10 protein-coding genes are annotated in these 11,833 nt (G+C 58.6%); all 10 read right to left on the bottom strand.

Features of this window, described 5'->3' with window-relative positions; all coding sequences use genetic code 11:
- A partial coding sequence (locus tag Q1K23_RS04900) for a histidine phosphatase family protein (RefSeq protein ID WP_300362919.1) occupies positions 1 to 401 on the bottom strand: 401 nt, incomplete at its 3' end.
- 8 nt (positions 402 to 409) lie between these two features.
- Complete coding sequence (locus tag Q1K23_RS04895; RefSeq protein ID WP_300362917.1) at positions 410 to 1,558, bottom strand: S8 family serine peptidase; 1,149 nt, start codon at positions 1,556 to 1,558, stop codon at positions 410 to 412.
- Positions 1,555 to 1,947, bottom strand: coding sequence for a hypothetical protein (locus Q1K23_RS04890; RefSeq protein WP_300362915.1), 393 nt, complete (start codon positions 1,945 to 1,947; stop codon positions 1,555 to 1,557). The genes Q1K23_RS04895 and Q1K23_RS04890 overlap by 4 nt, the downstream gene beginning before the upstream one ends.
- Positions 1,948 to 1,992: 45 nt before the next feature.
- Positions 1,993 to 4,971, bottom strand: coding sequence for a transcription-repair coupling factor (mfd, locus tag Q1K23_RS04885; RefSeq protein WP_300362913.1), 2,979 nt, complete (start codon positions 4,969 to 4,971; stop codon positions 1,993 to 1,995).
- On the bottom strand, positions 4,968 to 5,294 hold the full coding sequence (locus Q1K23_RS04880) for a polymer-forming cytoskeletal protein (protein ID WP_300362911.1): 327 nt from the start codon (positions 5,292 to 5,294) through the stop codon (positions 4,968 to 4,970). The genes mfd and Q1K23_RS04880 overlap by 4 nt, the downstream gene beginning before the upstream one ends.
- On the bottom strand, positions 5,216 to 6,130 hold the full coding sequence (locus Q1K23_RS04875; RefSeq protein WP_300362909.1) for a M23 family metallopeptidase: 915 nt from the start codon (positions 6,128 to 6,130) through the stop codon (positions 5,216 to 5,218). Before Q1K23_RS04875 ends, Q1K23_RS04880 begins: the two co-directional genes overlap by 79 nt.
- Positions 6,127 to 7,296 (bottom strand): bifunctional folylpolyglutamate synthase/dihydrofolate synthase, encoded by a 1,170-nt coding sequence (locus tag Q1K23_RS04870; protein WP_300362907.1) that lies wholly within the window; start codon positions 7,294 to 7,296, stop codon positions 6,127 to 6,129. Before Q1K23_RS04870 ends, Q1K23_RS04875 begins: the two co-directional genes overlap by 4 nt.
- A 4-nt stretch (positions 7,297 to 7,300) precedes the next feature.
- Positions 7,301 to 8,836, bottom strand: coding sequence for a diguanylate cyclase (locus Q1K23_RS04865; protein ID WP_300362905.1), 1,536 nt, complete (start codon positions 8,834 to 8,836; stop codon positions 7,301 to 7,303).
- A complete protein-coding gene (lptE, locus tag Q1K23_RS04860) occupies positions 8,833 to 9,339 on the bottom strand; it encodes an LPS assembly lipoprotein LptE (RefSeq protein WP_300362904.1) in 507 nt (168 codons plus the stop codon). Before lptE ends, Q1K23_RS04865 begins: the two co-directional genes overlap by 4 nt.
- A 61-nt stretch (positions 9,340 to 9,400) precedes the next feature.
- A partial coding sequence (gene leuS, locus Q1K23_RS04855; RefSeq protein WP_300362903.1) for a leucine--tRNA ligase occupies positions 9,401 to 11,833 on the bottom strand: 2,433 nt, incomplete at its 5' end.

Raw genomic sequence — 11,833 nt, 5'->3', positions numbered from 1 at the left:
CATCCGGCGGTGGGGATGTTGTCGATGGCTATATCCCCCAGCATGTTGGCCAGCATCGTCAGTCCCGGATTGTGGCCTACGATCATGACCCGTTTGGCGTTGTCCGGCAGCTGGCAGACCAGATAGAGCAGAGACTGGGGCGAGGCTTCGTAGATCCCCTCTCTCCACTCGATGGCGTCGGGATCGTATCCCAGCGCTTCCGCCACGATCTTCGCCGTCTTTTTCGCCCGTTTCGCGGGAGACGAGACGATCAGATCCGGTCTGACACCCAACTCTTTCAGATGCTCGCCCATCAAAGGCGCATCCTCTTTTCCCCGTCTGTTCAAGGGACGTTCGAAATCGCTCAGGGTCGGATCGTCCCAACTCGATTTGGCATGACGCAATATAAAAAGCTCTCTCATACAACCTCCTATCGGACCAGTGCCATAGCCTTTTTCAGATTGACTTTCCCGTAGCCGTAATAGTCGTTGAAACCATCCCCGCCATAGGGAATCCTACCTATCTTGTCCGCACTGCATGCCAGAACGTTCTGAACGTTTTGTCGGGTCAGATTGGGATTGGCTTCGAGCAGAAGCGCCACGACCCCCGTTACGATGGGTGCAGAAGCGGAAGTACCCCCGAATGCATTGTAAGGATCGTCATACTCGAGATAGTCGGGATCACGGCTCGACAAGCCGGCACTGCCCATCTGATCGAGTGTCGTAAGCCCGATATACTCGCCACCTGGAGCCATGATATCCAGGGATTCTCCGTAATTGCTGTAACTGCTTCTAAGATTCTCTCTATTCGTCGCGCCCACGGCGATCACTTCCGGGAGGGAGGCTTCATCCTTTCCGATCGGCTGATCCTCGTTACCCGCCGCGAAGACGATGACCGTCCCTTTGCCGTTACGTCCATGGGTGGCAAGATCGGCGATGATATCTCTCACAGCCGGATCCACATCGCCGCTTCCCCAGCTGCAGTTGATGACATCCACACCCCACTCTTTCGCTTTCTCGAAAGCTTCGACGATCTCGAATGTACTCACGCTGCGGCCGAAAGGAAGCCGGATGAAATAGACCTCCGCTTCCGGAGCCACCCCCAGCAGACCGATGGCATTGTTTCTGGCGGCGATAATACCCGTCACCTCGGTGCCGTGATTTTGCGTATCCCGTGTGGGCCTCACATCCGTCATTCCCGTAGCCACATCGTAGGTGGCGACGACCGCCCCCACAAGATCCTCGTGGTCCACGTCGAGCCCGTCGTCGATCACCGCGACCTTCACGCCACGTCCCAGAAAACGGTGCTCTTCGCTCATATGGATCGAGGCTTCGTCATCGATATCGTTGCCATAGTAGAAGTAACGGTCGTAGTGGATAGCCCACTGCTGATAGTAAAGAGGGTTGTCGGCGACGACCGAAATGCCGGGCAGAGCGGGAAGGTTGCTCTTGTTGTACTCCTGAAGCGTGCAACTCTTGTCCGAAAATTCGCTTCCTGCGCCTCCGCCGCCGCATCCGGAAAGAAGGGTGACCGCGATCAGAATTGGCAGCAAAGCAGCGGCACGCCACCCCGGCTTCATCGCAATCTCCTGGTTTTCAGAATATCGGGTTGCGCATAGACGACATCCGCTCTTTTTTCAAGCGCATTGGCCGCATCCAGTGCCATCTCGATAGAATCGGTCTCGAAGAGAAAAATCTTTCCTCCGATCCTCTTGAGCGGTCTCAATCCATACTCCGCTTCGTAGGCATCCAGATTTTCCAATGAGGAGAATTTGACGATGATGCGGTTGGCCACCTCGATCTTCTCACCGTTTTCAAGCAGAAAAGGTTTCGTTCCGCCGTACTCTCTCACTCCAATACCTCTCGATTCGACCGGCTGGAGCTCCACCCGTCTGTCGCCGTTCATGTAATAGTACTCTCCCGCTCCGGCGATGGAGAGAGAGACCAATACGATCAGACACTTTTTCACCCGCTTCCTTTCCCCTTCACAGATCGATCGAACTATGCCTCTTTTCTACCTTCTCAGCGCTTCCAGCACCGTCGCGATCAGATCGTCGTCGTCCCTGCTGCGCGCTTTGAGGTAGGTTTTGTCACTCTCATTATACTGTATCGTGATGTTTTCGTTGTAGTTGCTGATCCGCTCCACACCCTTTTTCGCCGCCAGCACTTTGATCGTCACCAGATCCAGAAACTGCCGGGTCGGCAGATCGGGCCGACCGAACCTGTCCTCGATCTCCGCTTCGATCTCCACCACGTCGTGGGGTTCGGCACATGCGCTCAGACGCCGGTAGAGTTCCAGCCGCACCCGATCGTGGGGGACCAGCTCGTCGGAGATGTAGGCGGTGATGGAGAGTTTCACCTCCACGCTCTTTCTCTCGGGCGTCCCCTCCTGCGTCAGGGCACGGATGGCGTCCTCGAGCATCTTCAGGTAAAGCGCGTAGCCGATCTGTTTGATGTGGCCGCTCTGGCTCTCGCCGATCAGGTTGCCGCCGCCTCGGATCTCCAGGTCGTGGTAGGCCAGTACGGCGCCGCTTCCCAGGAAGGAGTTGGACTCCAGGGCGATGAGGCGTCGTTTGGCCTGATCGCTGAGCGCGTCCTTGTTTTCGACGAGGAAGTAGCAGTACCCCTCCACCTTTCCGCGCCCCACACGGCCGCGAAGCTGGTGCAGGTCGGCCATGCCGAAGCGATCGGCCCCGTCGACGATCATCGTATTGACTTTGGGAAGGTGGATGCCCGATTCGATGATGGAGGTGGAAAGCAGCAGGTCGTATTCGCCCTCTTCGAATCTCAGCATCTCCTTTTCCGTCTGCGCCGCCGTGATTTTGGAGTGGAGAATCAGAATACGCAGATCGGGCAGGATCTCCAGCAGTTCCGCCTTCTTGCTCTCGATGCCGGCGATGGAGTTGTAGACGTAAAAGAGCTGGCCGCCCCGGCGCAGCTCCCGCATCACGGCCTCCTTGACCACCGTCTCGTCGAAACTCTTGACGAAGGTACGCACCCCCTTGCGCTCCGTCGGAGGCGTGCGCAGCTCGCTGTATCCTTTGATCTTGGAGAGCGCCATGTTGAGACTGCGGGGAATCGGCGTGGCGCTCATGGAGAGTACGTGCACGTCCATGCTCATCTGCTTGAGCGCCTCTTTCTGTTTGACGCCGAACTTGTGCTCCTCGTCTATGATCACCAGCCCCAGATTGGCGAATTTCGCCCCCAGCAGGGCGTGGGTGCCGATCACCAGGTCGAGCTCGCCCTTTTCGAGCCGCTCGAGAATCTGCCGCTTGTGTTTGGCCGTCGTGAAGCGGTCGAGCTTCTCCACACGCACGCCGAAAGGCTCCAGCCGGGCCTTGACGCTTTTGAAGTGCTGGGCGCTCAGCAGCGTGGTAGGCACGACGAAGGCGCTCTGGTAGCCGCTTTTGGCCACGGCGAGGATGGCGTTCATCGCCACCTCGGTCTTGCCGAATCCCACGTCGCCGGAAAGCAGCCGGTCCATCACCCGCCCGCTGGAGAGGTCGGCGAAGATCTCCTCCACCGCCGTCACCTGATCGGGCGTGTACTCGAATCCCGCCGCCTCCCTGAACTCCGCCAGTTCCGGGAAATCGGTGCGGATCACGGCCCCTTTGATGAGCATCCGCTTCGCCGACATGTTGACGATCTCGGAGGCGATGGCGAAAAGCCGCTCCTTGACCTTCGCCTTGAGCCGCCCGAACCCGCCCTTGCCCAGGCGGTCGAGCACCGGCAGCGATCCCCCTTCGGCGATGTAGCGGTCGATCATGTCGAGGTTTTCCACCGGCAGCAGCAGCGTGTCGTCGTTCTGGTACTGGATATGGACGAAATCCCGTACGGCGCCCAGCACCTGGTGGGGTTCGATCCCCTTGAAGATACCGACACCGTAGTTTTCGTGCACCACGTAATCGCCGGGTTTCAAATCGTCGAGCAGGATCGTCGGGCGTTTGGCGGCTCTCTTTTTGAAGGGTTTGTTGAGAGAGACGATGATGCGCTCGGGCGTGAGAAGGTTGACGACGCCGGCATCCTTGAGGATCGTCGCCTTCGCGATCTCCCTGATCGGGCTGCGGCGCACCAGCGCCTCGCTCTCGGCGATGATGACCAGCTCCCTGTCGGGATAGTGTTCCGTCAGCAGATCGACGTTGATCGGCTCGATCGCCTTGATCCTCTCCGTCTCCGGCACGACGGGCAGTTCGAAGCGCTCTTTTGGCAGCGCCTTTGAAGCGTGTTCGTAGGCAAAAGCGATCTCTTCGGAAAGCTCCCTGGCCAACACTGCGCCGCGCCCCTCCATCGGATCCCGGGCCATATCCTCCAGATACCAGAGTCCCAGGGCGTTCGCGTCCTTGACGAAGACGTCGGCGTCACTCGCCTCGCACCGTTTCCGCAGCGCTTCGAACGCCTCCTTCTCCAGCGAAAAGAGCGCCGCGTCGATCGTGACGGATTCGAGCTCTTCGCTCTTGTCGGATTTCTGGGTCTCCACCTCGAAGGGACGGATGCTCTCCACTTCGGTATCGAAGAGGCTGATGCGCCAGGGGGTCTCGCTGCCGGGGCTGAATATGTCGATGATGTCGCCCCGCACCGACACCTCCCCGGGCGCCTCGACGACATCGACGAAACTGTACCCCCATGCGTAGAGCCGCTCCTTGAGCGCATCCAGATCCAGGTCTTCGCCGAATTCGATGGTGAAACTCCCCAGCAGCTCCGGCCGGGGCAGAGGATAGAGCAGTGTATGAAAGGGGGCGATCAGCATCGCCTCTTTGCGGTTTTCTCCCGTTCGGTAGAAACGCTTCAGCGCCTCGCCCAGCGCGAAGAGCTCCTCCCTCCAGCTTCGCAGATCTTCGCCCCACGTCGCCCTGAAATCGGGCAGCACGACACTTTCGATACCGTGGAGTTTCGCGATGGTGGCGGCGGCTGCCGCCTCTTTGTCGTCTTCGACGATCACGATATCGGGACGCTCCCCGGATTCGAAAAAGGCGTAGAGATTGGTTTCGATCATTCTTTCTTTCCGTGTTCGTTGATTTTGAAGGCTTCGATGGTACCGTGGCAGATCCCCGTCCCGTACCTCTCCACCTCCAGGGCCCAGATGTCGCCGATGACGATGCCCCCCAGATAGACTTCGGCGGCATGGACGTCCCCGTGGATCACGGCCCCCTTGGCCACGATGACGTAGCTTTTGGCTTCGACGTTGCCTTCGATTTCACCGTCGACGTGGACGCCGCCGATGCTGTGGATGTCGCCCTTTACGGTCGTGCCGGGGGCGACGACGGTGGTAGGGCCTGGGCGGCCATATGCCCCGTCAGTGCGATCAGAGATTCCCATGGTACCTGTTTCACTTTCCTGAAGATGGTGCGATAACTCTCTTTTTTCCATTTGATGAACCAGTAGGGGTTCACCGGCCTGGTGAGAAATCGTATCTCGTAGTGCAGATGGGGCGCCGTACTGAGCCCCGTATTGCCGCTGAGTCCGATCAGATCCCCCTTGACGACGGTATCCCCTTTTCTGACACTCGTCTTTTTCAGGTGACCGTAGTAGGTTTTGAAGCCGAAACCGTGGTCGATGATGACGAGATTGCCGTATCCGCTGCGTTTGTGGTAGCCGGCATACTCCACCACGCCGTCGGCCGTGGTCCAGACCGGTTTGCTCCGTTTCGCCCGCAGGTCGATGCCCGGATGAAACTCCCGGGTCTTTCGGATCGGATGTTTTCTCCATCCGAAAGCGCTGGTGATGCCTTCCATCGGCAGGGGCTCGCCGTTGGGGACGATCGAAAAGAGCAGCGCCAGCTGCGCGGCGGAGAGAGTGACGTTTTCCACTCTCGTCGGCGTCGAAAAGTTCGCGTCGGGCTTCTCCCCGACCAGTATCTCCAGGTCGCTGAGGCGGTCACCGAGCCGATCCAGCGCCTTCTGCCGCTCATCGATCTGCAGATTCAGCCCCTCCACACTCTTTTCGAGGGTCGCGATGTTGCGTTCGAGCACCTTCTGCCGCAGTTTCGCCTCGTCGTAGGCATCTTCGAGCCACTTCATATAGAACCAGGTCGCGACACCCGCCGCCACGATTCCAAACGCAACGACTCCCACGATCCATTTGAAAATCTGGTTCAGCGTAAACTGCCTGAAACTCTCCGTATCTGTGATCGTGATCAGAAATCTATGTTTCATCGGACCGCTTCGAACCGTTTCAAAAAGGCTTCCGCCACGACGAAGGAGCCGAAGACCAGATACCTCTTCTTAGATTCCACCCTTCTGAAATTTTCCACTTCAAGCCCCGTCTTTTCGGCGATGTCACATATTTTCTCCAGCGCCATCGCCCGTTCGCTTTCGATCGGAATGATCTCGACACGCTCGACGACGGGCTTCAGGATACCCAGGATCTCTTCCACATCCTTGTCGCTCAGTGCGTTGTATACCAGAATTCTCTTCTCTCCGTCAAGGGCTTCGGCCACCGCTTTCGCACCCAGGGGGTTGTGGCCCACGTCGAGGATGACGTTGGGCGCGATCTTCTCGAAACGCCCTTTGAGACGGATCCTACGATAAAGCTCCGGGTCAGGATACTTTCCGCACAAAAGCCTGAACGCCGCGGCCGCGGTTTCGGCATTGTCGACAAGATAGCGGGGCCACTCCAGCGAAGCCGCAGCCTCTTCGATCATCCTACGGTACGTATCCTCCACCACCTCTTCGGCCCGGTAGAGTTCGGCACCTTTCTGAGCGGCGATACCTTCGGCGACCCGGTAGACCCGCGCGTCGTTCTGGCGCGCCAGCAGGGCCCGGCGGTCGATGCTTCTGAGTTTCGTGGCGGCGATCTCCCCGATCGTCTCTCCCAGAAAGGCCTGATGGTCGATGCCGATCGGCGTCACGACCGAAAGGGTTTTCGGCACGACGCCGGTCGCGTCGAACTCCCCGCCGAGTCCCGCCTCCAGCACGATGTAGTCGAGCCCCTCGAAGGCCACCAGAGCCAGAAGTGTCGTATATTCGAAATAGCTGAGAGATTCGGCCGTTTCCGATCGAAGCCATCCCATCAGCTTCCGGTGGGCTCTTTCGAGGGTTTCGTCGGAGGCGTCGCTGCCGTCGATCCAGACTCTCTCGTTGAAGCTCACGATATGGGGAGAGCTGTAGTGCCCGACCCCGAATCCCTCATGCATCAGCAGCGTCGCCAGCATGCGTCCCGTACTCCCTTTGCCGTTGGTGCCGATCAGATGGACGACGCTTCCGAGCCGCAGATGCGGCGCGACTTCGGCATAGGCTTTGGGCATGCGGGAGAGATCGATCTTGTCGTAGTAGAGAGGTTTGCTCGCCAGAAACTCCGAGAGGTTTTGTTTAAAGCCCATCACATCAGGCGGCGATTTTGTTGCGGCCGCCCTCTTTGGCCTGGTAGAGGTTCTCGTCGGCCCGTTTGAGCATATCTTCCATGCTCTCGCTCGATATCCTGTCGGCCACCCCGCCGCTGATCGTGATCGGGATTCTCACCCCTTTGTACATGAATTTGCTTTTGGAGACGACCTCCCGCAGCTTTTCGGCGAATCGCACGGCACCTTTCAGATCGGTTTTGGGCAGCACCACGAGAAACTCTTCACCGCCCCAGCGACCCACGAAATCGACTTCACGACTGTAACGGCGCAGCATCTTTCCGAAAGAGGCGAGTACCACGTCGCCGGCGTCGTGGCCGTAATTGTCGTTGACCGCCTTGAAATGGTCGATATCGAAAAGCACGACGGCGTAGTTGTCCCCGTAGCGTTTGAAAGTCGCTTCCTGCTTTTTGATGAAGTCGTCGATGGCGCGACGGTTGGGGAGTTTCGTGAGCGTGTCGGTCCCCGATTTTTTCCGCTCTTTCCGCAGCGCCTCCTCCAGTATCCTCACCTTCTGGCGCAGTTCGGCGATCTCCTCCTTGCTTTTGCGCATCTCCTCGCCCAGCACCCGCGTTTCGGTCTCCAGCGAGCTGGCGATGGAGAGGAGCTTGCCGTGGATCATTTCGAAGGAGTCGCTTCCCAGGTTCACCTCGTCCAGTTCGCCCTGGATCTTCGTGATGGCGTCGTAGTTGCTGTCGCCGAAGTCGATGACCCGCACCAGCGCCAGGTTGATATGCTCGATGATCGTGTCGAGCTCGCTCATCTGGGAGGTGACCGCCTTTTTGTCCAGTTCGATCCGCTTTTTGATGATGTGGCGGATATCCTCGATCATCGCCTGGGAAGTCAGCAGCTCGGGATTGGATCGGATCTGGGCGCTGATCGTCGCGATTTCGTCGTTCATTCCCGACGCGATGGAAGGGACCAGCGACGCCACCAGGATCTGGGCCAAGACGGCATACTCCCCGCCGCCTCCGCTGTAGGATTTCAGACACTCGCTCAGCTCCTCGACCATCGTCCGAAGATCGTCGGTCTCCGTCGCGCAGTAGGGGGAGAGTTTTTTCAAAAAACTGTCGTCGTACTCCATCACGAAACGGTTCCAGTGCTCGCGGATGGCGTCGATCTCGCTCTTTTCCAGATAGGGGGCGATCTTTTTGGCATCCTTTTCGGCCATCTGGGCCGCCTCTTTGTTGTGCAGCATCGAAACGGCCTGCAGAAGGCGTTTTACCAGCAGCACGTAGGCCTGGATGATCTCCGAACTCTTGCCGGGATTGGCCCGCATCACTTCCGAGCCCAGATACTGGATCAGCTGGTCGAGATTCGAAACGTGCCGGTTTTTGATACTTTTCTGCAGTTCCGGGGAGAGGCGTTTGAGAAATTTCTCCAGCTTCTGGCACTCCTCGATGATCACGTTGCCCCGCTTGGCGTGCTTGCAGAAAATCTCCCCGTACACTTCCGGGGTCAGCTGCAGGCCTCTCGATTTGATCTCCTGCAGCGACTGCTTGATGATATCCTGAACGGTCATAGTTTCACCCCCCGTAAAGTGATGCGCGACACGAAGGCGTCAAGCGCCTTGCCCGACCCCTCTTTGATCGCCTGGAAACGGAGCGCATCGGAGATGATGGCCCGCGGCTGCATCGGAAAGTCGTAAAAGCCCGTCACCGTCTCCGTGCCGCTCTCTTTCGGCGAACGGTAGCGGATCTGCAGGGAGACTTTGGCCCGGTAGTAGATGGCGTAGCCGTTGACATCGTACTGGATCGGCGTGAAGGAGACGTTGTTGAACTTCACGTGAAGAATCGTCGTCGCCTTGTCCTTGTCGGCCACGCGGGCTCCGAAACGGCTGACGATCGCTTCGTTGAGGGCATCCTTGACCAACACGGCGTTTTCGGGATCGCGCAGATAGACTTCGATGTCGGTGTAGATCTTGTCGCTGAATACCTTTTTCGTGAAGGTCGTGGCCGGCTTGTAGCCGCAACCGGTCAGAGTGAACAGTGAACAGTGAACGGTGAACAGCGAGAGAAGGGTCATATGTATCACTCTTTTTATCCCACTTCCGCGCTGCCACACTCTCACATTCTCACCTTTGAAGTTATTTGACGACCAGATTGACCAGTTTGTTCGGTACGACGATCTCCTTGACGACCGTTTTGCCCTCCAGCCATTTGGGCACGGCGGCTCTGGCGATCTCGAGGATCTCCTCTTTTGAGGCGTTCGGTGCCACTTCGATCTGGGCCCGGGGCTTGCCGTTGATGGAGACCCCCATCGGGACGGCATCGACGGCGAAGACCTCCTCTTTGGTCTCTATCAAGCCAAAATTGTTCCGTTTGAAAAGACGGTCACTCAGCTCCCAGGCGATATGGGGGACGATGGGTTCTAGAAGATTGAGGAGGATCCACATCCCCTCCTGCCAGACGGCGGGATTCTCCTGCTTGTCCAGGGCGTTGATCGCCTCCATGCAGGCGGCGATCAGGGTGTTGAAGGTGAAGCGCTCCCCGTAGACCTCTTCACCCTTCTTCAGCGCTTCGTAGACCTTTTTGCGGGCCTCTTTCTCCTCCCTGGAGAGACTCCCGTGATCGATGGCGGGCAGTGCGTCGCAGGGTTCCACTTTCGCGGCACGGTCGTGAAGTCTGCGCAGGAAGCGGAAAGCGCCCTCCACCCCGCTGTCGCTCCACTCCAGCTCCTGCGTCGGGGGTGCTGCGAAGAGGATGAAAAGACGGGCCGTGTCGGCGCCGTATCTCTCGATCAGGGCGTCGGGATCGACGACGTTGCCTTTGGACTTGCTCATCTTGGCACCGTCTTTGAGCACCATCCCCTGGGTCAGCAGACGCTCGAAAGGCTCGTCGATCGAAACGTATCCCAGGTCTCGGAGCACTTTCGTGAAGAAGCGGGCGTAGAGCAGGTGCAAGATCGCGTGCTCGATCCCGCCGATATACTGGTCCACCGGCATCCAGTAGTCGCTGTCCTCTTTCCTGAAAGGTACCTCGTCCCAATATTTTCGTGGGGTCGTGTAGCGCAGGAAATACCACGACGACTGCACGAAGGTATCCATCGTGTCGGTCTCTCTCGTCGCTTCGCCGCCGCACCTGGGGCAGGTACACCGTTTCCATGTCGGATGGCTCTCCAGCGGATTTCCCTCGCCCGTGATCTCCACGTCATCAGGCAGCGTGACGGGCAGGTTCTCCACCTTTTCGGGCACCAGGCCGCAGCTGGGGCAGTGGATGAAGGGGATCGGCGCCCCCCAGTAGCGCTGGCGGCTGATGCCCCAGTTGCGCAGGCGGTAGTTGACCCTGCCTCTGCCCAGACCCTCCTTTTCCATATATTCGATGATGGCCCGTTTGGCCTCTTCGCTCTTCATGCCGCTGAAAGGGCCGCTCTCGACCAGCGTACCCGGTTCGGTGTAGGGCAGCTCTCCACCCTCGATGACCCGTTTGATCGGCAGGCCGTATCTGGTGGCGAATTCGTAGTCGCGCTCATCATGCGCCGGCACGGCCATCACGGCCCCGCTGCCGTAGCTCGCCAGTACGAAGTTGGCGGTCCAGACGGGAATCTTTTCGCCGGTGAGCGGATGGATCACCTCCAGCCCCAGAGGATACCCCTCCTTCTCCTGTTTGGCGCGTTCCACTTCGCTCATGTTGGCGATCGCCCGGATCCGCTCGGCGGTTTCGCTATCCAGCAGCCCTTTTTCGATCAGCCGTTTGACGATGGGATGCTCGGGTGCCAGGGCGGTGTAGGTGACGCCGTAGATCGTATCGGGCCGGGTCGTGAAGACTTCGAAACCGTCGAACGCGCCTCCCAGTTTTTCGATGCTCTCGTCACTGAGGCGGAAAGTAAACGCCAGCCCCTCGGAACGGCCGATCCAGTTTTTCTGCATCGCCAGAACCTGCGAGGGCCACTTTCCTTCCAGCTTTTTCAGATCCTCCAGAAGCTCGTCGGCGTAGCGGACGATATCCAGATAGTAGCCGGGCATCTCCCTGAGAACGACGGGATTGTCGCAGCGCCAGCAGCGCCCCTCCTCCACCTGCTCGTTGGCCAGGACCGTATGGCAGCTCTCGCACCAGTTGACGGTGGTCGATTCGCGGTAGAGGATCCCCTTTTCGTACATTTCGATAAGAAACTGCTGCTCCCAGCGGGTGTACTCCGGATCGCTGGTGGCGAACTCCCGCTCTTTGGAGAAGCTCAGCCCCAGGTTTGAGAGCTCCTTGCGCATGTAGTCGATGTTCTCGTAGGTCCAGCTCTTGGGATGGAGGCCATGCTTGATCGCGGCGTTCTCGGCCGGCATCCCGAAACTGTCCCACCCGATGGGATGGAGGACGTTGTGCTCTCTTTTGCGCCAGTAGCGCGCGATGGCGTCGCCGATGGCGTAGTTACGCACATGCCCCATATGGATGCGACCGCTTGGGTAGGGAAACATGCTCAAAACGTATCTCTTGGGCCTGTCGTAACCTTCGGAAGGCTCGAAGCTGCGATGCTCGTCCCAGAACTTCTGCCACTTCTTTTCGATTTCGGAAGGGGTATATTTCAT

Source organism: Hydrogenimonas sp., assembly GCF_029933015.1.
Taxonomy (GTDB): domain Bacteria; phylum Campylobacterota; class Campylobacteria; order Campylobacterales; family Hydrogenimonadaceae; genus Hydrogenimonas.
This window is presented reverse-complemented; position numbering and strand designations above follow the sequence as displayed.

Bases quoted from the DNA above. Each gene is read 5' to 3' on its own strand.
- Q1K23_RS04875 (WP_300362909.1), bottom strand. From the start codon at position 6,130: ATGAAACATAGATTTCTGATCACGATCACAGATACGGAGAGTTTCAGG.
- mfd (WP_300362913.1), bottom strand. From the start codon at position 4,971: ATGATCGAAACCAATCTCTACGCCTTTTTCGAATCCGGGGAGCGTCCC.
- Q1K23_RS04870 (WP_300362907.1), bottom strand. From the start codon at position 7,296: ATGGGCTTTAAACAAAACCTCTCGGAGTTTCTGGCGAGCAAACCTCTC.
- lptE (WP_300362904.1), bottom strand. From the start codon at position 9,339: ATGACCCTTCTCTCGCTGTTCACCGTTCACTGTTCACTGTTCACTCTG.
- Q1K23_RS04895 (WP_300362917.1), bottom strand. From the start codon at position 1,558: ATGAAGCCGGGGTGGCGTGCCGCTGCTTTGCTGCCAATTCTGATCGCG.
- Q1K23_RS04880 (WP_300362911.1), bottom strand. From the start codon at position 5,294: ATGGGAATCTCTGATCGCACTGACGGGGCATATGGCCGCCCAGGCCCT.
- Q1K23_RS04865 (WP_300362905.1), bottom strand. From the start codon at position 8,836: ATGACCGTTCAGGATATCATCAAGCAGTCGCTGCAGGAGATCAAATCG.